The following is a 21212-nucleotide window of genomic DNA, read 5'->3' as shown; positions in this document are numbered from 1 at the left end:
GGCTTGACGTGAGCGGACAACCCAACACCCGACTCTCGGACCTGTTCGGCCTGGCCGGCTGGTCCAAGGGTGAACTCGCGAGGCTGGTCAACCGGCAGGCGGCGGCCATGGGCCACCCCCAGCTCTCGACCGACACCTCCAGGGTCCGGCGTTGGATCGACACGGGAGAGATCCCGCGCGATCCGGTGCCGCGGGTGCTGGCGGCCCTGTTCACCGAGCGTCTCGGCCGTGTCGTGACCATCGAGGACCTCGGTCTGGTCCGGCACGGGCGTACGGGGAAACGGCAGGGCGACGGGAGCGCAGAGCCTCCCGACGGCATGCCGTGGGCGCCCGACCGAACCGCCGCGGTCCTCACCGAATTCACGGGAATGGACCTCATGCTCAACCGACGCGGCTTGGTGGGCGCGGGTGCCGCGCTCACCGCGGGATCCGTACTCAGCAGTGCCATGCACGACTGGCTGCACACCGATCCGGCCCTCACCGCCGATGCCCCCCAGTTCGACGACCCCCTGCACGCCGACCCCGCTGGGTTCGACCGTTACGAGGCCGCCCCCATCGGGTCGCAGGAGATCGAGGAGCTGGAGCGCTCGGTCGAGGTGTTCCGGGCCTGGGACGCGGCCCGCGGTGGCGGGCTGCAACGCAAGGCGGTCGTGGGCCAGCTCAACGAGGTGGGCGGCATGCTCGCCTACCGGCACCCCGACCACCTCCAGCGGCGCCTGTGGGGCGTCGCCGCCAACCTGGCCGTCCTCGCGGGCTGGATGTCCCACGACGTCGGCCTCGAACCCACGGCCCAGAAGTACTTCGTCATCGCCGCGCACGCGGCACGGGAGGGCGGTGACCGGCCCCGGGCCGGCGAGGCGCTCTCCAGGGCGGCCCGCCAGATGGTCCATCTGGGCAGGCCGGACGACGCCCTCGACCTGATGAAGCTCGCCCAGACCGGCTCGGGCGAGCAGGTGCTGCCGCGGACCAGGGCCATGTTCCACACCATCGAGGCGTGGGCGCAGGCGTCCATGGGCAAGGGCCAGGCGATGCGCCGCACCCTCGGCCAGGCGGAGGACCTCTTCGTCTCCGACCGCGGCGACGTGCCGCCACCGAGCTGGATGCAGACCTTCAAGGACGAGGACCTGTACGGCATGCAGGCCCTGGCCTACCGCACGCTGGCGGAGTTCGAGCCGGGCGCGGCCGCCCACGCCCAGCACTACGCGGAGAAGGCCCTGTCCCTGCGCAACGACGGCCGGGAGCGGTCGAAGATCTTCGACCATCTGTCGATGGCGTCCGCCTGCTTCATCGCGGACGACCCCGAACAGGCGGACCGGTACGCGCGGTTGGCCCTGATGGCGATGGGCTCCAACTCATCGGGTCGCACCTGGGACCGGCTGCGCCAGATGTACCGGCTGACCGCCGAGTACTCCAGCTATCCGAAGATCGACGAGCTGCGCGAGGAGATCAGGCTGGCGCTGCCGAAGCCCAAGGGAAGGGGTGGCCACAGCGCACGGGCGTGAGCTTGTTATGACGTCACCTTGGCGATGAGTACGCAGGCGTCGTCCTCGCGCTCGGTCTCACCGAACTCCTCCACGACCATCCGCACACAGTCCTGTGCGGTGCGCGCCCCGCCGAAGCGGGGGGCCAGGTCGAGGAGACGGTTCACGGCAGCCGTGCTGTCGCGCCCGGGCACCAGTCCGTCCGTGTGCAGCAGGAGCAGGTCACCCGGTTCGAGGGTCTCCTCGGCCTGCGCGTAGACGGCTCCGGAGGTCGCCCCGAGGAGGACGCCGTCGGGGGAGCGCAGCCTGCGCCCCGTCCCGCCCCGGAACAGCAGCGGGGCGGGGTGCCCGGCCTGTGCCCAGACCAGGGTGCGGGTGTCGGGACGGTAGCGGCAGCAGACCGCGCTGCCGAGGGCCGGCTGGACGGTGGCGTCGAGCAACTGGTTGAGCAGGGCCATCAGGTGGCCGGGCTCGGTGCCGGCCATCGCCATGCCGCGGACGGCGCCGAGGAGGGTCGCCATGCCGGAGGCCACGGCGACTCCGTGACCGGTGAGGTCGCCGACGCTCAACAGCGTCTGTCCGTCGGCCAGTTCGAGTGCGTCGTACCAGTCGCCGCCGATCAGGGCGCTGGTCGACGAGGGCAGGTAGCGGGCGGCGAGGTCCAGGGTCTCGGTGCCCTGGTGCGGGAGCCGCAGGGAGCCACGCCACGGCGGCAGCACGGCCTCCTGCAGCTCGACCGCGAGCCGGTGCTCGCTCTGCGCGCGCTGCCGGTGGCGTTGTAACGAGTCACGGGTCTCGCTCACCGCCCGCTCGCTGCGCCGCAGTTCGCTGACGTCGCGCAGCACGGCCCACATCGAGGCGGTGCTGCCGTCGGCGGCGAGCACGGGCTCGCCCATCATGTGGACGGTGCGCACCTCGCCGTCCGGGCGCACGACACGGAACTCGCCGTCGATGCGCTGGGCGTCAACCAGACAGCCGGTGACCATGGCCGTCAGTCTCGGCCGGTCCTGGTCGAGCACCAGGGAGGGGAGTTCGTCGAGGGTGAGCGGCGGAGCGGCGGGGTCGCGGCCCAGGATCCGGTAGAGCTCCCCGGACCAACTCGCCTCGTCCGTCAGGAGGTTCCACTCCGCGCTGCCGACCCGGCTGAGCAGCGAGCCGCGCCGGGGAGCGGGCGGTGCGGGTCGTGCGGCGGATTCCGCGCCGGGGGCCGGCGGCACGGGTGGCGGACCGTCCCGAAGCTGCGCCAAGTGGGCGTCCAGATCGCTGAGTTGGTGCAGTGCGAGGTCGTAGAGCGCACGCTGCCAGCGGTCCTGGGGGTCCGTACCGTCACTCGGGGCGTCCCGTCGTACCGCGTCCACGTCGCCCTTGAGCCGCCGCGCCTGCGATATGAGCGCGTCGACCGAGCCGCGTCCTGGCGGTTGGGCGGCGGGGCGGTCCGCGGAGAGGTGGGACGGCATGACGCACTCCGATGCGGGACGGTTCGACCAAGGCGGGACGGAGGGACCGTTACGACTGTTGCACAGGCTGCGACGCGCTGTAAGGGATTTGGCGGCACACGATACGGTGGTGCTTCTGGCATATGCCACAGTCTTCACGGGGCGGTCGTACAGGGCGTCTCGTCTACGCCGGTCGGGGGCCCAAGTCGTAGGTTCCCTACATGACTTGGCGGGTCGTCGGGGTGGTCGACCCGGTGTTCATTTGTGTGTTCGACGGCCCTGTGTTCTAGGGAGTTTGGCACAGGTGGGCAGGACCTGACGGTGTGAATGTGACGCACGTCACATAAAATCACCCGTGCTCCGGCGTAATGCAAAGGCCGCCTGCGAGCTCCTAAGAACATGGACACGACCTTCGAGCAGCCCGCCCGCGCCCGTCTGATCACCGCGGAGAACCGGGAACTGCACGTCCCCGCGACCCTGCGCTACAGCTCCAGCGACCCGCTGGCCATGTGTGTCGACTTCCCACCCGAGGTGTGCCTGGACGGACAGGGGGCGACCTGGACCTTCGCCCGCGCCCTGCTGGAGGAGGGGCTGCACGGCCCGGCCGGCGGCGGGGACGTGCACATCTGGCCGTGCGGCGGGGGCATCACGGTCGTGGAGTTCCACTCGCCGTACGGCCTGGCCCTCCTCCAGTTCGACACGCCCACCCTGCGCCGCTTCCTGCTGCGGACCTACGCCGTGGTCGGCGAGGGACGGGAGGACCTCGCCGAGGCCGTCGAGCAGGGGCTCAGCGCGCTCTTCGGGAGCGTGTGAATCAGTACCGCAGCACTCCCGCGATGCCGTCGGCCCCGTCCAGCGTGCCGTCCGGTACGAAGCGGACGTCGGCGCCGGTCTCCAGGCACTGCTCGACGATCTCGTCCACGATGTCCTCGCGGGCGTCGAGGTCGCCGCTCTCGGCCGGCACCAGATGGTCGCCGCCGTCGTCGCGGACCGTGACCCGGTAGTTCTCCTCGACGGCCAGCAGGCGTACCCGGCCCTCCCGGGCGCTCTGCCAGATCTCGTCGACACCGGCCGCGAACGCCCGCCGCCCGCGCGCCGATTCGAGCTCGCGGGTCACCGCGTCGGTGCTCTTGCGGGCCTCCGCGGCGACCAGCGGCCGGACCGCCTGCCACACCGCGTCCGGAGTGCCGTGCGCGAGCCCGCCGTGCGGGACGTGCACCGCGTCCTTGGTGACACTGCCGACGTCGTCCAGCGCGGACAGCGCCGCGGTCTCGCCGGTGACGTAGAGCGGGCGCGGGTCGTTCCGCAGGAGTCCCGCCATCGCGGTGTCGGCGTCCCGCAGGAAGTGGCGTGTGCCCTCGTCCCGGAAGGTGCTCGGCATGTCGCCGATCCGCTCCAGACGCTCGGCGTCGAAGTTCTCGCGGGTCCTGGTCAGCGGGAATCCGCCCGCGTGGTGCTCGGTGACCCGGTCGACACCGCCGTTCCACAGCGTGGCACGGTCGGCGGAGACCGACAGCACCCAGAACGGGCGCTCGGAGGCCTGCGCGGAGACGAGGTTGCGGGTCAGGAAGGTGTCCGAGAGCACCACCCGCTCCGGTACGGCACGGGCCAGGGACCACACCTGGTGCTCGCCCGGTGCGGCGAAGATCACCAGACCGTCCTCGGCGTGCGCCAGGTCGACCTCGGTGAGGGCCTGATCGAGCTGCCGGGCGACGTCGATGCGCCGCTCCCGCGGGACCGCCGGGTCGTTCTCCAGCTGCTTCTTGGCCTCGGCCACCACATTGCGCAGCCGGACCGGATCCTGGGTGTTCTCGGGTTCGCGGCGGTGTGTCGGCGTCAGCACGGACACCGCCGGATAGGTGCGCGGTCGGCGCAGTTCGGAGAGGGTCGCAGGGCTGAGTGCGTGCTCCATAACAGCACCATAGGACCGATCGACCGATCAGGCATTTGGGGCAACTTGATCGGGCATTCAGGGTATTTCGTTGTTAACGTGATGATCTCATGGCACAGAACGACACCGAAACCCAGGCGTCCACCACCACCGCGAAACTGAGCCTCCCGACACTGACCACCATGGTCGTCGGATCCATGGTCGGCGCCGGTGTCTTCTCCCTGCCCAGCCGGTTCGCGCAGGAGACGGGCGTGGCCGGAGCGCTCATCGCCTGGCTCGTCGCCGGTACCGGCATGCTGATGCTGGCCTTCGTCTTCCAGAACCTGGCCGTCCGCAGGCCCGACCTCGACGCCGGTGTGTACGCGTACGCCAAGGCGGGCTTCGGCGAATACCTGGGCTTCTTCTCGGCGTTCGGCTACTGGGCGAGCGCCTGCGTCGGCAACGTGACGTACTGGGTGCTGATCATGTCGACGATCGGCACCCTCGCCCCCGCGCTCGGCGAGGGCGACACCGTCCTCGCGGTGGTGCTCTCCTCGGCCGGACTGTGGCTGTTCTTCGCGCTCATCAGCCGGGGCGTGAAGGAGGCCGCCGCGATCAACCGGATCGTCACCGTCGCCAAGGTCGTGCCGATCGTCTTCTTCGTGATCCTCGCGCTCTTCTACCTGAAACCCTCGGTCTTCGCCGACAACTTCGGCGGCGCCGACTACGCCGGCTCACTGTTCCAGCAGGTCAAGGGCACCATGCTGGCGACGGTCTTCGTGTTCCTGGGCGTCGAGGGTGCCAGCGTCTACTCCCGGCACGCGCGCCGCCGTGAGGACGTCGGCAGGGCCACCGTCCTCGGCTTCCTCAGCGTCTTCGCGATCTTCGCCTCGGTGACCATCGTGTCGTACGGCATCATGCCGATGAGCGAGATCGCCGAGCTGCGCCAGCCCTCCATGGCGGGCGTCCTGGAGCACGCGGTCGGCACCTGGGGCAAGGTCTTCGTCAGCGTCGGGCTGATCGTGTCCGTCCTCGGCGCCTATCTCGCGTGGACGCTGATGGCCGCCGAAGTGCTGTTCGTGGCGGCCAAGGACGACGACATGCCCCGGTTCCTGAAGCGCTCTACCGCGGCGGACGTACCTGTCCCCGCACTGGTGATGAGCACCCTGCTCAGCCAGGTCTTCCTCGTCGTCACCCTGTTCTCCGACGACGCCTTCACCTTCGCCCTCGACCTGACCAGCGCGCTGACCCTGATCCCGTTCCTGCTGGCAGCGGCGTTCGCCGTGCGGGTCGGGGTCCGGGGCGAACTGGTGGTGGCCGTCCTCGCCACGCTGTACACCGCGTTCCTCATCTACGCGGCGGGCCTGAAGTTCGTCCTCGTCTCCTTCATCGTCTACGCCCCCGCGACCGTGCTGTTCGTGATGGCCCGACGAGAGCAGGGCCGACGGCCCTTCTCCCCCCGGGAGTTCGTCATCCTCGCCGTCTCGGTCGCCGGCGCGGTCCTCGGGATCGTCGCCCTGGCGGTCGGCTGGATCAGCCTCTGACCTCGGCAAGTCCTCGGAAAGGTGCACCTCGTGACCAGTACCGCATACGGCGTCCACTCCGAGGTCGGCAGGCTGCGCAAGGTGCTGGTCTGCGCGCCCGGCCTCGCCCACCGCAGGCTCACCCCGACCAACTCCGACGACCTCCTCTTCGACGACGTGATGTGGGTGGAGAACGCCCAGCGCGACCACGCCGACTTCGTCGACAAGCTGCGGGAACGGGACGTGGACGTCGTCGAGCTGCACGACCTGCTGGCGCGGACCATGGCGGTCCCCGGGGCCAGGGACTGGCTCCTGGACCGCAAGATCGTGGCGGGCGAGGTCGGGCTCGGCCTCGTCGACGACACCCGCGCCTACCTGGAGACCCTCGAACCGGACCAGCTCGCCCGGTACCTGATCGGCGGCCTGGCCACCACCGACCTGCCCGAGGAGTACCGCTCCGGCCACATCGCCCTCGCCCGCGAGTCGACCGGAGTGCGCGAGTACCTGATGCCGCCGCTGCCCAACACGCTCTACACCCGCGACACCACCTGCTGGCTCTACGGCGGTCTCACCCTCAACCCGCTGTACTGGCCCGCCCGGCACGACGAGACGCTGCTGATGAAGGCCGTCTACACCCTCCACCCCGACTTCGCGGGCTCCACCGTCTGGTGGGGCGACCCCGAACGCGACTGGGGGCAGGCCACGTTCGAGGGCGGCGACATCATGCCGGTCGGCAACGGCGTGGTGCTGATGGGCATGAGCGAGCGGACCTCACGGCAGGCGATCACCCAGGTGGCCGCCGCCCTGTTCGGGAACGGCACCGCCGAGCACGTGATCGTCGCCGGCATGCCCAAGCTGCGCTCCGCGATGCACCTGGACACCGTCTTCACCTTCGCCGACCGCGACCTGGTGACCCTCTACCCGGCCATCATGGAGGCCGTCCACACCTTCTCCCTGCACCCCTCCGACAGGGCTCCCGGCTTCGAGGTCGTCGACGAGGGACGGGCGGCCTTCGTCGACGTCGTCGCCAAGGCGCTCGGGCTGCCGGAGCTGAGGGTCGTGGAGACCGGCGGGGACGTGTACGCCTCCGAACGCCAGCAGTGGGACAGCGGCAACAACGCCGTCGCCCTCGAACCCGGCGTGGTCTTCACCTACGACCGCAACACCCAGACCAACACCCTGCTGCGCAAGGCCGGCATCGAGGTCGTCACCATCGTCGGCGCGGAGCTCGGGCGCGGACGCGGCGGCGGCCACTGCATGACCTGCCCGATCGTGCGGGACCCGGTGGACTTCTGACGGTCACCCGGCGACCGCTTCGACGCCGAACTCCGTGTTCCTCAGTCGTCGCGTTCGGGGCCGCAGGAGCTGCCGTCCGGTGGCAGCGTGCCGTACAGCAGGAAGTCGTCGACCTTGCGGTGCACGCACGAGGAGGAGCCGTAACCGGTGTGGCCCTCGCCCTTGTTGTCGAGGACCACGGCCGAGTCGCCCAGGCGCTTCGCCGTCTCCACGGCCCAGCGGTACGGCGTCGCCGGGTCGCCGCGGGTGCCGACGAGCAGCATCTTCGGCGTACGGACGTCCCGCACCTTCTCGCGGATGTAGTCGGTGCCCTTGGGGCGGCCGTAGCACATCAGGTACTCGGTGAGCCGGTAGCGGCCGAAGACGGGGGACGCCTGCTCGTAGGCGGCCCGCAGCCGGGTCAGGTCCCGGGTGATCCGGTCGGCGCCGGGGCGGTCGGGATCGTCCGCGCAGTTGACCGCCATCAGCGCCGCCGGAAGATTGTCGAACGGGATGTCCTCGATGTCGGCGAGCGGGCTGTTCGTCGGGTCGTCGGAGGGCGGACGGGCACGGGTCAGGAAACCGGATCCGCCGCCCGCGAAGGCGAGGACGCCCGTGGTGTCGCCGTCCTCCACCAGTTCGGCGAGCGCCCGCTCCAGCGACGGCCACAGCTCCTCGCTGTACAGGGCCTGACTGATCGCGCCCACCAGGTCCTGGCCGGTGAACGCGGGCCCGAAGTCGGTCGGCACCGGATCCGCGTCCAGGGACGCCACCAGCCGTACGACCTGCTCCCGCGCACCGCGCGCGTCGGTGCCGAACGGGCAGGCGATGTCCTTCACGCACCAGTCGATGAAGTCCTCCAGCGCCGTCTGCTGTCCGGCGGCGCCCGCCACGCCCTGCTCGGACACCGGCTCGGTGAGGGTGTCGACACCGTCGAGCACCAGCCGGCCCACCTTCTCGGGGAACTGTGCCGCGTACACCGCGCCGAGCCGGCTGCCGTAGGAGAAGCCGAGGTAGTTGAGCTTCTTGTCGCCGAGGGCCTGGCGCATGACGTCCAGGTCGCGGGAGACGTTCACCGTGCCGATGTGCGGGAGCACGGGCCCGGAGTGCTTCGCACACTGGGCGGCAGCCTTGCGCAGTCTTCCGAGCACGTCCCGCGGGTTCTTGGCGAGGGCCGTGTCGTCGTCGGTGGCCCGCAGGGCCTCGTCGGTGCCCTCGCCGCAGCTGACCGGGGAGGACCGGCCCACTCCGCGCGGATCGAAGGACACCACGTCGTACTCGTCGGTGAGGTCCATGAAGTCGTCGCCGCCGGCCGCGAGTTCGGGCACGCCCGCGCCCCCGGGACCCCCGAAGTTCAGCACCACCGAGCCGCGCTTGTGCTGGGCCGTGGACCGGTAGCGGGCGAGCGCCAGGTCGAGGGTGCCGGCGCGCGGGTGGGCGTAGTCGACGGGGACGGTGACCTTGCCGCACTGGAGGTCCTTGGGGGCCTCCATGCCCACGCACTTCGACCAGCGGATCTTCTGGTGGTAGAAGCGCGACAGGTCCGGCCCCGAGCCGTCCGCGGCCGTCGCCGGCAGCCCGGCGCCGAGCAGGGCCAGGCCCACGGCGCCCGAGAGCGCGCACCGTCGCCTCGTCACCTTGGCGAGCATCCATGCCTCCAAGGACGCCCATCGGCGCCCTCGCTCACGATATGCGGGCCTTTGCCCGGCCGCCTCCGGAGGAGCGGGATCATGGAAAGCGCCCTAACCCTGTGCCCGCTCGATGCCGCTCGGTGCCCATGCGTCGGTTTTGCCGCAAGTTCGACAACCATGTCGCTCGATGGGGTGAAAGGCCGATTAGCCATAACTCTGATGGTTCGCCTGCGTTTTACGCGGTGCGGGTGAGTGCCCGCGTCCATGTCTGGAAGGCAGGAACCGATGAGACGGGTTACCCGAAACGGCGTGATCGCCGTCGCCGCCGCGTCCGGGGCGATGGCCATGACGGTGCCGGCGTTCGCCGGCAGCGCTGCGGACGGAGCCGCGGCGGGGTCACCGGGGCTGATCTCCGGCAACGCGGTGCAGCTCCCGGTGCACGTCCCGGTGAACGTGTGCGGGAACACCGTCGACGTGGTGGGGCTCCTCAACCCCGCCGTGGGCAACAGCTGCGGCAACGAGGACACCGGCGGGGCCGCCGCGGCCGGTGGTCGCGTGGCGGGCGGTGGGGCGCGGGCCGAGGGTGACACCGCGGACTCACCGGGCCTGCTGTCCGGCAACGGGGTACGGCTCCCGGCCCACCTCCCGGTCAATGTGAGCGGGAACTCCGTGAACGTGGTCGGCGTCGGCAACGCGTCGGTCGGCAACGAGTCCGTGAACGGGCCCGGCGACCACCCCGAGGCCCCGGCCCCCGCGGGACCCGCACCGCACACCCCACCGCAGCACCACCCCGGCCCGCGCCCGGCACCCCACGTCCCCTCGGACACCGGGCCCGCCCTCGCTCACACCGGCGCGGACCAGATCCTGCCCGCCGCCCTGGGCAGCGCCGCGCTGGTCCTCGCCGGAGCCGCGGTCTACCGCCGGTCCCGCCCACGAGTCACCCACTGACACGGCACGGCCGGAAGCCCCCGCCGGCCGGCCACCTGGTCACCCTCGGCCCGGTCACCTGGGCCTGCTTACCCGGGCCTGCTTACCTGGGCCTGCGCACCTGGGCCCGTTTACCCGGGCCTGCTTACCTGGGCCTGCTTACCTGGGCCTGCGCACCTGGGCCCGTTTACCCGGGCCTGCTCACTCGCCCCGCTCCCCCCGGCCCCCTCACCCCCGCCTGTCCGCCCCCGCCACCCCCCTCAGCAGCACCATCCCGGAGTCGCCGTAGTCCGGGAGGGTCGGGTCGGGGGCGACGTGGGTGAGGGTGAGCCGGCGGGTGAGGGGGGCGAAGACGTCCCCGACGGTCTCCGGGTTCACCGGGCAGCCCGGCCAGGTCGAGGTCGGGCCGATGCGGTAGGTCGGCATGTTCTCCATGAACGCGGCGACCAGGAGCCCGCCCGGCACCACACAGCGCACGAAGGCCCGGCAGAACTCCGTGAACTCGGCGAAGTCCTCCGTGGCGCCCTCGGCGACGAAGTGCATCGACGCCAGCTCGTACCCGCCGGGCTCCAGATCGCGGACGTCCGCGTGGACCACCCGCACCTGCGCCAGCGACCCCGCGAGGGTCCTCGGCAGCGCGGGATTGAGCCGCCGGCACAGTGCGTGGAAGGGCAGCCAGCTCGCGTCGGGCCCGCAGACGATCTGCCGGCGCAGATACGCCACGTTGCCCGCGCCCGCCTCGACCGCGTCCACCTGTCGGCTCGCCGCCGACGCGAGGATCAGCGGATACAGGTTCGGCCCGGCACCGAACTCCACCGAGCGCGCCACACCGCCCGGCGGAAGGCGCCGGTAGAACGCCGAGTGGTGGGCGATGACCTCCGCGTCGGAGGGATGCACGTCCCGGTAGTTCTCGGCGAGATAGTCGGCGACCGGCCAGCGGTCCCAGTCCACGTCGTCGTTGTGCGTCAGCATCTCGGTCTCACCCCCTCATTGCCTCGGCCGCAGCCGGAACCGCTTCGCCAGCGCGGTCAGCGTGCCGTTCAGCCGGTCGATGTCGTCGTCGGAGTTGAGGGCCGTGATCTGCACCCGGAAGCCGACCCGGTCGCGCGGCACGAGCGGATGGGCGGCGAGCGTCACGTAGATGCCCTCCTCCCACAGGAACGCGCCGACCGCGTCGAGGTCGGCCGGATCCCCCAGCGGGATCTCCAGGATGGGCAGCCGGTCGGTGTTGAAGGTGTGCACGTCGAGGTCGGCGAGATGGTCGAGCACCCGCGCGGTCTTGCGGTACATGTCGGCCCGCAGCGCGTCCCCCCGGCGCTCGTTGACGTCGAGTCCGGCCAGCGCGGTGGCCAGCGACGCGGTGGGGGAGGGGCCCGAGTACAGGTAGGGGGCCGCGCTTGTCTTGAGGCGGTTCTTCAGTTCGGTGGGCACGGCGAGGAAGGCCAGCAGGGAGGAGTACGCCTTGGAGAAACCGCCGGCCATCACGATCCCGTCGTACGACTCCCCGGTGTGCCGCACCACACCGTTGCCGCGCCGGCCGTACGGACACGGCTCGTCCGGCGTGCGCTCCCCGATCACACCGAAGCCGTGCGCGTCGTCGACGTACAGCGTGGCGCCCCGGTCCCGGCACAGCGCGGCCAGCACCGGCAGGTCGGGGAGGTTGCCGGTCATGCTGTTGACGCCGTCCAGGCAGACCAGGCGGGTGGTGCGTGCGGGCACCGAGGAGAGCAGCGCGTCCAGTTCCTCGGGGCGCTCGGCGTGGAAGCGGTGCAGGGTGGCGCCCTGGCCACGGGCGACCACGCAGCCGTCGTACACCGTCCGGTGCGCGCTCGCCTCGACGAAGACATGACCGCCGTCGGCCAGGACCGGGATCACCGAGGCGTGGATGAGGGTCAGGGTCGGCAGCAGCAGGGTGTCCGGGGCGCCCAGCAGTGCGGCGAGCCGCTCCTCCAGCACCGGGTACAGCCGCGGACTGCCCAGCAGCCGCGACCAGCTGGGGTGGGTGCCCCAGCGGCGTATCTCGGGGTGGATACGGGCCGCGATCTCCGGGTCCCAGTCGAAGCCGAGGTAGTTGCAGGACGCGAAGTCGGTCAGCCACTGGCCGCCGCTGCGGATCCGGCGTCCGCGCACCTCGTCGATCACCGCGTCGCTCATCGGACTGGTGCGCCGCAGGTGCTCGAGGCCCGCCGTGCGCTTCTCGGTGGCGGCCGACGGCGGGGCACGGCGGGCCGAACGCCCGCTCGTGGTGGTGAAACCCGGCGCGAAGCGCCCGCCGCCCTGCCGCAGCGCCCGCTCGCTCTGCTCGACCGTCATCGGCCGGGCGAACAGGAAGCCCTGCCCGAACCGGCAGCCCATGCCGGCCAGCATGTCCCGCTGGGCCGGCTCCTCGATGCCCTCCGCGATCACCTGGAGGCCCAGGGTGTCGGCGATGCGGACGATGCCCTCGACGAGGGCGACCTGCTGGGCGTCGTGCGTGATGTCGTCGATGAACGTCTTGTCGATCTTCAGTACGTCGATGGGGAAGTCCCGCAGATAGCGCAGTGAGGAGAACCCGGTACCGAAGTCGTCGACCGCGATGTGCACCCCCAGGTCCTTCAGGGACTCGAGCACCGCCTGGATCTGCGCGTCCCGGCGCAGCAGCAGCGTCTCGGTGAGTTCCAGCTGGAGGGAGCCCGGGGCGAGCCCCGGTGTCCGCAGGGCCCGTCCGACCTGGTCGAGGAACCCGGCGTCGCGGAACTGGCGGGCCGACACGTTCACGCTCACGTACGGCGCTTTCGCCGGCCCCGGCAGCTGCTGGAGGCCGGCGACGTCGCCGACGGCGTTCTCCAGCACCCAGGAGCCCAGCGGCGCGATGTGCCCGGTCTCCTCGGCGAGCGTGATGAACTGCTCCGGCGAGACGGGCCGGTGCGGGGCCCGCGGCCAGCGCACCAGGGCCTCGAACCCGACCACCTCGCCCGCGTCGATGTCCACGACCGGCTGGTAGCGCAGCGCGAACTCCTGTGCGGCGACCGCCCGCGCGAGCCGGCTCTGCAGATCGTGCCGCTCGACCATGCGGGCGCGCAGCATCGGCAGGAAGCGCCGCCACTGCCGTTTACCGGCCGCCTTGGCCGCGTACAGCGCGAGGTCGGCGTGGCCGAGCAGTTCCTCCGCGTCGGTGCTGTCGCGGGCGGTGGCCACCCCCACGCTGGCCGACAGGCTCACCGACTCGTCACCGAGCACGAACGGCCTGGTCAGTGCCTGTACCACCTGCGCCGCGAGGAGTTCGGCGTCGAGCGGCTCCCGCGCGTCCTCCATCAGTACGGCGAACTCGTCGCCGCCGAGCCGGGCCGCCGTGTCGGTGCGTCTGAGGGTCCGGGTCAGCCGGTTGCCCACGTCGACGAGCAGATGGTCGCCGGCCGAGTGCCCCATCGTGTCGTTGACCTGCTTGAAGTCGTCGAGGTCGATGAAGAGCAGACAGGTCAGGGACGACTCGCGGCGGCCGCGCAGCAGTGCGCGCTCGATCCGCTCCAGGAGCAGCGTCCGGTTGGGCAGGCCGGTGAGCGAGTCGTGGAAGGCCCGCTGGGTCAGTTCGTGCTCCAGCCGGCGCTGCTCGGTCACATCGCGCAGGGTGACCACGAGCCCCGCCACGGTCCGCTCGTCCCGGAAGTCGCTGCACCGCACCTCCACCTCCACCCGGCCGGCCCGGTGCCGGACCCACCAGTGGTCGTGGGAGCCCTGCGGCCCGTTGTCGCGCACGGCGGTCAGCTCGCGGACCGCCCGGGCCCGGTCCCGGGGATCCACCAGGTCCGGCAGACAGGTGCCGATGAGGTCCGCGGTGCCGAAGACGGCGGCGGCGGAGGGACTGGCGTACCGGATGGTGTCGTCGTCCTCCAGGATCAGGATGACGTCGGAGGTGTTGCGGACCAGGGTGCGGAAATAGGCCTCGCTCTCCCGACGGATCACCTCCTGGCGCAGCAGGACCCGCTCCATGGCGAGCCCGGCGTGGGAGGCGAGGATCTCCAGGGAGCCGCGCGTCTCCGTGAGCGCCTGCTGGGGACCGGCCACCAGCAGGACGCCGGGGTCCTGGGTGGCCGGGCGGTCGGGCGAGGTCATGGGGCACACCTGGACGGCCGGCAGTCCGTCCAGCCGCGAGGAGATGCCGGGGCCGAGGGCGGCGGGGGCCACCCGGCGGGCCTCCCGGGGACGCAGCGGCGCCGCCTCCTCGGCCGAGAGCACCAGGGTCCGGTGCTGGACGGCTGGGCCCAGGAGCATGCCGACGGCCTCCTCGCAGGACCGCACGACCTCCTGCTGCCGTATCGCCGACACCAGGGACTCGGCCGCCCGGCGCAGGGCCAGCTCGCGGGCGACCGCACCCCGGTGCGCCACGACCATGCCCGCCAGCCGCAGGATGACGAGCAGGAACAGCAGGGCCGAGAAGGCGGCGATCACCGCCGTGTGGTGGGGGCTGTGGGAGGCCGCCTCGTACAGGAGGATGCCCGGCGCGATGAGCGTGACCCCGGCCAGCATCACCAGCCGGTGCCGAGGCGGGAGCTGGGACGGCTTCTGCGGTACGGCGGCGGTGAGCGCGGTCATCGAGGGGTGCAGCGCGGCCAGGCCCCACGCCGTGTAGAAGACGATCCACCCGGCGTCCAGCGCGGTACCCGCCTGCCAGATCGCGTTGAGCTGGAGGATGCCGTAGGCGATGTCGAAGCCGAGCAGGGTGACGGTGCCGATCACCAGCAGCTGGACCGACCGGTTGGGCCCCTCGACCGAGCTGGGGGTGAGAAGCCGGGCCAGCAGGGCCAGGACCAGCACGTCACCGAGCGGGTAGGCGATGCTGATGGCCCGCTGCTCCCAGGTCAGGCCGTCGACCTCGGCGAGCGGCTGCACCAGGTAGACCCACACGGGCAGCGCGAGTCCGGCCGTCACGATCAGCGCGTCGAGGAGGCTGGGCAGGTCGTGGCCCGCCCAGCGGTAGCGGATCAGGCCGGACAGACCTATGGCGAAGAGCGGATAGGTGGTGAGGTAGAGGGCGTCGGAGGGGGAGGGGAACGGGTTGGAGGCGTGGAAGTACTCCTCCATGACGTTGTAGTACGTGTCGCCGGCGATGAAGGTGAGCAGGCCCGCCGCCAGCGTCCACCAGGGCCAGCGGTGCGCGGGCCGGTTGAGCCGGATGCCCACGAGCACGGCGCCCACTCCGGCGAGTCCGATCACGGCCCACACGGGGCTGAGGGCGGCGGGCACCGTCATGTAGACGAGGGTGGCGACGGCGACCAGCCCGACATGGATGACCATCGCCCGATGTGCCGACTGCAAGGGCGAGCGCCTCCCCCCACTGGCCGCTGGAGGAAACCGGGTCTTCCACCTGGTCCTGGATCATTTTCGATCGTATGCACGCGGATGGCGGCCTGCATCCCGGGAGATCGGGCTCAGCGCCGGTGGAACCGGTGGTGCAACTGCCGTACACGCTCGGTGAACTCGGGTACCGGGCCGTCCACGACCACCCCGGGGGCGATCTCTTCGACCGGCAGGGTCCGCACCGGTGGCGCCGGAACACCCAACTCGCCCAGCCAACCGGCGAGTTGCTGGGAGGAGGCGACGTACACGATACGGCCGAGGCCCACCCAGGCGTGCGCGGCCGCGCACATCGGGCAGTGCTCGCCGGAGGTGTACACGGTCGCCGCCGCGCGCTCCTCGGGCGTCAGGTGGGCCGCCGACCAGCGGGCCAGCTCGAACTCCGGGTGCCGGGTGCGGTCGCCGGAGGCCACGCGGTTGTGGTCCTCGGCGAGGATCCCGCCGTCGGCGCCCACCAGGACCGAGCCGAACGGCTCGTCCCCGGACTCCAGCGCCTCCTCGGCCAGCTCGACGCAGCGGCGGAGATACGGCAGTTCGGTTGTCTTCACGACCATGGACCCGAGCCTAGGAGCCCCGCCGCCCGGACGGAAACGCGTTTCGCCTGCCCAAGGCCACGACCCCGAGGGCCACCGCGACCAAGGGCAGCGCGGTCCACGGCAGCGCCCCCGCCCCCGGGCCCGCCAGCACCACACCCCCGGTCAGCGAACCCGCAGCGATCCCCGCGTTGTACACCGTGGTCTGCAACGAGGTGGCCACGTCCGCCCGCTCCGGCCCCGAGGCGTCGACCAGCGCCGTCTGGATCAGCGTCGGCGCACCCCCGAAGGCGAGACCCCACAGGAGGACCGCGACCGGCAGCACACCGGGCACCCCGGCGGCCAGGCCCAGCGTCAGCAGCACGGCCGCGCACAGCCCCAGCGCGCCGAGCAGCGCCGTCCGCGGAAACCGGTCCACCAGTACCCCGGTGATCCAGATCCCCGGCACCGTGGCCACCCCGAACAGCAGCAGCACCAGCCCCGTACGGCCGAACCCGGCATGCGCCGCGAACGGAGCGACGTACGTGTACATCACCTGGTGCCCCACCAGCAGGAAAAGCGTCACGGACAGCACGGCGGGGACGCCCGGCAGCACGGCCACCCGGGCGAGCGGCACGCGCGCGTGCGCCGCCTCACCCGGAAACCCCGGCACGCGCGCGTGGGTCCACCCGGCCAGCAGCACCGCGACCGCGGCCAGCGCCCCGAAGGCCGGACGCCAGCCCACCGCCTCGGCCAGCGCCGTCCCGGCCGGAACGCCCAGGGACAGCGCGAGGGTGATCCCGGCGAGGACGACCGCGATCGCCCGGCCGCGCCGCTCGGGCGGCACCATCCGAGCCGCGCAGCCGGCGAGCATCGCCCAGAGCGTCCCGCCCATGCACCCGGCCACGAGGCGCGCCCCGAAGGTGAGCGCGTACGACGACGACAGCGCGACCACCGCGTTGCTCACCGCGAACCCGATCAGCGTGCCCACGAGCACCGGCCGGCGCGGCAGCCCGCGCAGCAGTGCCGTGAGCGGGACCGCGGCGGCGAAGGACGCCAGCGCGTACCCGGTGACCAGGAAGCCGACCCGGGCCTCGGAGACGCCCAGCGCCGGGGCCATGCGCGGCAGCAGGCCCGCGGGCAGCAGTTCGGTCAGTACGGCGGTGAAGGCGGCCGTCGACAGGGCGAGCAGCCCGGACCACGGCAGGGGCGCGGACGCGGACAGGGCTGTGCCCTTGGCCGGGGAGGTCGTGGACATGCGACCATGCTCGGACCTTCACATCAGTGTGAAGGCAAGGGCGGCCCTGGAGGACATCATGAGGATCGGTGAACTGTCCCGCCGTACCGGCGTCCCGACCAGGCTGCTGCGCTACTACGAGGAGCAGGACCTGCTCGCCCCCGAGCGCGCGGGCAACGGCTACCGCGACTACGGCGAGGCGGCGGTCCGGGACGTGCAGCAGATCCGGGGACTGCTGGACTCGGGCCTGACCACGGAGATGATCCGCGCGATCCTGCCGTACCTGTCGGGGCCCGAGGAGATCCTGCTGCCGCCCGAGCACCTCACCCCGGAGACGGCCGCCCTGCTGGAGGCCCACGTCGACCGCATCCAGGCCCGGATCGACTGCCTGGCCCGCAACCGCGACCGGCTCAGCGCCTACCTGACGGCGGTGCGAACGGCGGCCGGGCGGCCGTAAACGCCATTGCCGCGCGGGCGCCCGGATGATGGAGTGGGCCCATGGATCATGTAGCGGTACTCGCGCTCTTCGACCGGGACATGCGCGAAGGCGCACAGCCGGACGGCCCCGGTGCCCGTGTGGAGCGGGACGGCCGGGTGGTCCGCCAGGTCGCCGCCGACCAGGGCTGGAACGGCGTCGTCTGGTCCGATCTGGACGAGACGAACGCCGACAGGGCGATCGCCGACCAGGTCGCGTACTACACCGGACTCGGCCGCGAGTTCGAGTGGAAGCTGTACGGCCACGACCTGCCCGTGGACCTCGAACAGCGACTCAGATCGGCCGGATTCACGCCCGAGCCCGAGGAGACGCTGATGATCGCCGAGGTCGCCGACCTCTCCCTGGACGTCGATCCGCCCGAGAGCGTCCGGTTCCTCCCGGTCACCGACCAGGCGGGCGTCGACCTCGTGGCGGACGTCCACGAGAAGGCCTTCGGCACCGACAGCTCACGCCTGCGGCACCAACTGCTCGCCCGGCTCCGGGACGACCCCGACACGGTGGTCGCGGTGGTCGCACTCGCCGGTGACGTGCCGGTCAGCGCGGCCCGGATGGAGCTGGTGCCCGGCACCCGGTTCGCCGGCCTGTGGGGCGGCGGCACCGTCGAGGGCTGGCGCGGCCGCGGCATCTACCGGGCCCTGGTCGCCCACCGTGCCCGCGCCGCCGTGGCCCGCGGCTACCGCTACCTCCAGGTCGACGCGCTGCCCACCAGCCGCCCCATCCTGGAACGCCTCGGCTTCGAACCGCTGACGACGACGCAGCCGCACGTGTACCAGCCCCGGCCCTGAGCAGGTCGTGCGCCCGGATGTCACATCCCGGGCCGCCCGATCCGTCGCATCGGCATGACGACGAACCAGAACCAGCAGCGGGGCGAGAGCCGGGAGCAGGCCGAGAGCCGGGAGCAGGGCGAGAGCCCGGTGCGGGGCCAGAGCCGGGAGCAGGCCGAGAGCCGGGAGCAGGGCGGGAGCCCGGTGCGGGGCCAGAGCCGGGAGCAGGGCGGGAGCCCGGAGCAGGCCGAGAGCCAGAGCATCCTCCTCGCCGGCGCCAGTGGTGTCCTCGGCCGCCACATCGCGCGGGCCCTCACCGACGCGGGCCACAAGGTCACCGGGCTCGGCCGGAGCGGCGGCAACGGCGTCCGGGCCGACCTCATGGACCGTGACGCCCTGCTGCGCGCGGTGGACGGGCAGCACTTCGACACGGTCGTCCACGCGGCGACCGCCCTGCGCAAGCCGCCGATGCGCCACCGCGACATGCACGCCACCGACGCCCTGCGCACCGAGGGCACCGCGCACCTGATCGAGGCCGCCCGGCTGACCGGGGCCCGCCGTTTCATCGCCGAGTCGATGGTCTTCGGATACGGCTACGGCGACTTCGGCGACCAGGTGATCACCGAGGAGGACGAGTACGGCCCCCGTGGCACCACCCCGGAGCTGGAACGGCACCTCGCGGGGATGCGGACCAAGGAGCAACTCACCTTCGGCACGCCCGGGTTGGAGGGCATTGCGCTGCGCTTCGGCGCCTTCTACGGCCCCGGCGGCACCGAGACCCTCCTGGAACTCCTGCGCAAGCGGCAGCTGCCCACCCCCGCGGACCGCGGCCGGGTCCTGCCGTGGGTCGAACTGAGCGACGCGGGCCGCGCGGTGGCCGCCGCCGTCGCACACGGTCGGCCGGGGCAGGCGTACAACGTCGTGGACCGCACGCCGATCGGATTCCGGGGTCATCTGCTGTGCGTGGCCGAGGAGTTCGGGCTGCCGAAGCCGATGGCCGTACCGCTGTGGGCGACCAGGCCGCTGTCCTACGCGCACACGATGTTCTCGTCGAGCATGCGAGTGTCCGCCGCGAAGGCCGAGCGGGAGCTGGGCTGGACGCCCGCGTACCCCGCGAGCCGCGACGGCCTGGCCGCGCTCCGGGCCGCGACCGCCCGGTGATCACAGGTCGAGCTGGTACTCCAGGGCCTTGTGCGTCGGTACGTACCCGAGGGCGTCGTTGACGGCGAGCATCGGCGCGTTGCTGTCCGCCGTGTCGGTGCACAACCCCGCGAGTCGCGGGTGCCGTTCACGGGCGTGACGGATGGACGCGGCCTTCATCCAGCGGGCGAGCCCGCGGCCCCGGTGCTCGGGCAGCACGGCGGTGCCGTAGTGCTGTCCGTCGCCCAACCCGTCGCCACCGACGACCAGTTCGGAGAAACCGACCACACTGCCGTCGGCCTCGGCCACGGCGGCCACGGTGTGCAGCAGCTCTCCGCGCCGCGCGACGGCCTGTGCCGCCGCGACGACCCGCTCCACGTCCCAGACGACCGTCCCGAAGTCCGTGCCCTCCATCGGCATGTCGTCCATCGCACGCCGTGAGTCGGCGAACGACCGCGCCAGCTCCTCGGGCACAGTGCCCTCCCACGCGGTCAACCGGTAACCGGGGCGGGGGAGTTCGACGAGAGCGTCGAGAGCCGCCTGGTCCAGGTCGGCCAGCGCGAGCCGCGCGTAGGTGAGCGCCAGGACCTGCCGGAAGCCGCGCGCGGCCAGGAACAGGTCGGCGGGGGAGCCCTGCACCGCCTGGGCGATCACCGACCGCCGCCGCTCCGCCCTCGCCGCGTCCACGGCGGCCTCCAGGAGCCGGGTGCCGATGCCCCGCCGCCGCTCGGCCCCGTGCACCGCGAGGTTCAGCTCGGCCAGGTGCTCCTGCCCCTCCTTCATGAACAGCCGGAGGAAGGCGGACCCGAGGGGAACCCCGTCGTCGTCCGAGGCCAGCCAGGCCAGCCGGCGGCCGGCGGCACCGGGTTCGGGATCGGCGAGCGGGGTGAGGTGGAAGGACAAGCGGGTCTCCGTCACGGAAGGGAGGTCGGCGAGCGGTCGAAGCTAATCGCCGGGACCTGGGGCCCGCAACGGGATTTGGGCCGCGCGTGGCGCCCTGGCCGCCGTGACGCCGGCGGTGCGCCGGACTCCGGCGCACCGCGCTGTCACCCGTGCCGTTCCTCCGTACCGTCCGCGCTGTTCTTCGGTACGGCCGCCAGCGGTGCTGTTCTTCGGTACGGCCCGCGGCGGCGCTGTTCTCGATACGGCCGTCAGCGGTGCGCCTTCGACCGGTCCAGCGCCGCCACGCCGACCGCGGCGAGACCGATCTGGATGAGCCACTCGACCCAGTCGACGCCGTCGGTGTCGGCCACGTCGAAGGCCCCGGCGATCGCCGAGCCGATGAGCGCGGCCACGATGCCGACCAGGATGGTCCACAGGATCCCGATGCGCTGACGGCCCGGAACCACGAGCCGGCCCAGCACACCGATCACGATGCCGATCACGATGGCACTGATGATGCCGTCGACTTCCATCTCCGCCCCTTTTCCGGTGGGCTCCGACGAGCCCCGATGCAGAGCGGATGCCCGCTGACGGCGGCCGCAGTCCGGCTCCGTGCCAACCGTGGGTCAACACCCGGTCAACCCTCGTCGTGTACCTGGTCAACCCTCGTCGAGGAAACTGGAACGAACTCGTCCGGACTTCTG

At 72.0% G+C, this 21212-nt stretch carries 17 protein-coding genes; 8 read left to right on the top strand and 9 right to left on the bottom strand.

The features are described from left to right. Positions 1–8: 8 nt before the first annotated feature. A complete protein-coding gene (locus AC2XR2_RS02980) occupies positions 9–1502 on the top strand; it encodes a DNA-binding protein NsdB (protein WP_330268946.1) in 1494 nt (497 codons plus the stop codon). A gap of 5 nt (positions 1503–1507) precedes the next feature. Here the strand turns inward: AC2XR2_RS02980 and AC2XR2_RS02975 are convergent, their stop codons facing one another. Then, positions 1508–2938 carry a PP2C family protein-serine/threonine phosphatase gene (locus AC2XR2_RS02975; protein WP_491514156.1) on the bottom strand — a complete coding sequence of 477 codons (1431 nt, stop codon included), beginning with the start codon at positions 2936–2938 and terminating at the stop codon, positions 1508–1510. 378 nt (positions 2939–3316) lie between these two features. On the opposite strand from AC2XR2_RS02975, the gene AC2XR2_RS02970 reads away from it, so the two are divergent. Next, positions 3317–3730: an SsgA family sporulation/cell division regulator gene (locus tag AC2XR2_RS02970; protein ID WP_491514155.1), complete on the top strand. Its 414-nt coding sequence runs from the start codon at positions 3317–3319 to the stop codon at positions 3728–3730. A gap of 1 nt (position 3731) precedes the next feature. Here AC2XR2_RS02970 and AC2XR2_RS02965 read toward each other — a convergent pair whose 3' ends face one another. Then, entirely contained in the window at positions 3732–4829 is a 1098-nt protein-coding gene (locus AC2XR2_RS02965) for a baeRF3 domain-containing protein (RefSeq protein WP_381296221.1), read from the bottom strand. A gap of 89 nt (positions 4830–4918) precedes the next feature. Here AC2XR2_RS02965 and AC2XR2_RS02960 point away from each other — a divergent pair, with 89 nt between their 5' ends. Together AC2XR2_RS02960 and AC2XR2_RS02955 are read left to right on the top strand one after the other, a co-directional pair. Then, positions 4919–6331, top strand: a complete 1413-nt coding sequence (locus AC2XR2_RS02960) for a basic amino acid/polyamine antiporter (RefSeq protein WP_491514154.1) — start codon at positions 4919–4921, stop codon at positions 6329–6331. Positions 6332–6361: 30 nt separating this feature from the next. Further along, complete coding sequence (locus AC2XR2_RS02955; protein ID WP_491514153.1) at positions 6362–7606, top strand: arginine deiminase; 1245 nt, start codon at positions 6362–6364, stop codon at positions 7604–7606. A gap of 41 nt (positions 7607–7647) precedes the next feature. On the opposite strand, the gene AC2XR2_RS02950 is transcribed toward AC2XR2_RS02955, so the two are convergent. Beyond that, positions 7648–9234 (bottom strand): alpha/beta hydrolase, encoded by a 1587-nt coding sequence (locus tag AC2XR2_RS02950; RefSeq protein WP_491514152.1) that lies wholly within the window; start codon positions 9232–9234, stop codon positions 7648–7650. Positions 9235–9501: 267 nt separating this feature from the next. Here AC2XR2_RS02950 and AC2XR2_RS02945 point away from each other — a divergent pair, with 267 nt between their 5' ends. Next, complete coding sequence (locus AC2XR2_RS02945; RefSeq protein WP_491514151.1) at positions 9502–10164, top strand: chaplin; 663 nt, start codon at positions 9502–9504, stop codon at positions 10162–10164. A 207-nt stretch (positions 10165–10371) separates the two neighbouring features. Here AC2XR2_RS02945 and AC2XR2_RS02940 read toward each other — a convergent pair whose 3' ends face one another. The 4 genes from AC2XR2_RS02940 to AC2XR2_RS02925 form a co-directional block, all read right to left on the bottom strand. Continuing rightward, positions 10372–11115, bottom strand: coding sequence for a class I SAM-dependent methyltransferase (locus AC2XR2_RS02940; protein WP_491514150.1), 744 nt, complete (start codon positions 11113–11115; stop codon positions 10372–10374). A gap of 15 nt (positions 11116–11130) precedes the next feature. Beyond that, on the bottom strand, positions 11131–15417 hold the full coding sequence (locus AC2XR2_RS02935) for an aminotransferase class I/II-fold pyridoxal phosphate-dependent enzyme (protein WP_491518394.1): 4287 nt from the start codon (positions 15415–15417) through the stop codon (positions 11131–11133). A 134-nt stretch (positions 15418–15551) separates the two neighbouring features. Continuing rightward, positions 15552–16031, bottom strand: coding sequence for a nucleoside deaminase (locus AC2XR2_RS02930; RefSeq protein ID WP_491514149.1), 480 nt, complete (start codon positions 16029–16031; stop codon positions 15552–15554). Positions 16032–16041: 10 nt separating this feature from the next. Then, positions 16042–17247: an MFS transporter gene (locus tag AC2XR2_RS02925; protein WP_491514148.1), complete on the bottom strand. Its 1206-nt coding sequence runs from the start codon at positions 17245–17247 to the stop codon at positions 16042–16044. A gap of 58 nt (positions 17248–17305) precedes the next feature. Between AC2XR2_RS02925 and AC2XR2_RS02920 the strand changes: the two genes are divergently transcribed. The 3 genes from AC2XR2_RS02920 to AC2XR2_RS02910 are packed head-to-tail and all read left to right on the top strand — an operon-like array spanning position 17306 to position 19647. Next, a complete protein-coding gene (locus AC2XR2_RS02920; protein ID WP_381296239.1) occupies positions 17306–17683 on the top strand; it encodes a MerR family transcriptional regulator in 378 nt (125 codons plus the stop codon). Between the two features lie 41 nt (positions 17684–17724). After that, entirely contained in the window at positions 17725–18507 is a 783-nt protein-coding gene (locus tag AC2XR2_RS02915) for a GNAT family N-acetyltransferase (protein ID WP_491514147.1), read from the top strand. 54 nt (positions 18508–18561) lie between these two features. Then, positions 18562–19647: an NAD-dependent epimerase/dehydratase family protein gene (locus AC2XR2_RS02910; protein ID WP_491514146.1), complete on the top strand. Its 1086-nt coding sequence runs from the start codon at positions 18562–18564 to the stop codon at positions 19645–19647. On the opposite strand, the gene AC2XR2_RS02905 is transcribed toward AC2XR2_RS02910, so the two are convergent. Together AC2XR2_RS02905 and AC2XR2_RS02900 are read right to left on the bottom strand one after the other, a co-directional pair. Beyond that, positions 19648–20529 carry a GNAT family N-acetyltransferase gene (locus AC2XR2_RS02905; protein ID WP_381296349.1) on the bottom strand — a complete coding sequence of 294 codons (882 nt, stop codon included), beginning with the start codon at positions 20527–20529 and terminating at the stop codon, positions 19648–19650. A gap of 248 nt (positions 20530–20777) precedes the next feature. Further along, on the bottom strand, positions 20778–21041 hold the full coding sequence (locus AC2XR2_RS02900; protein ID WP_491514145.1) for a GlsB/YeaQ/YmgE family stress response membrane protein: 264 nt from the start codon (positions 21039–21041) through the stop codon (positions 20778–20780). Between the last annotated feature and the right edge of the window lie 171 nt (positions 21042–21212).

This window comes from Streptomyces sp. LS-MS-L19 (assembly GCF_058382285.1).
The sequence above is the reverse complement of the archived record's forward strand: the minus strand, read 5'-3'. Positions and strand labels throughout refer to the sequence as shown.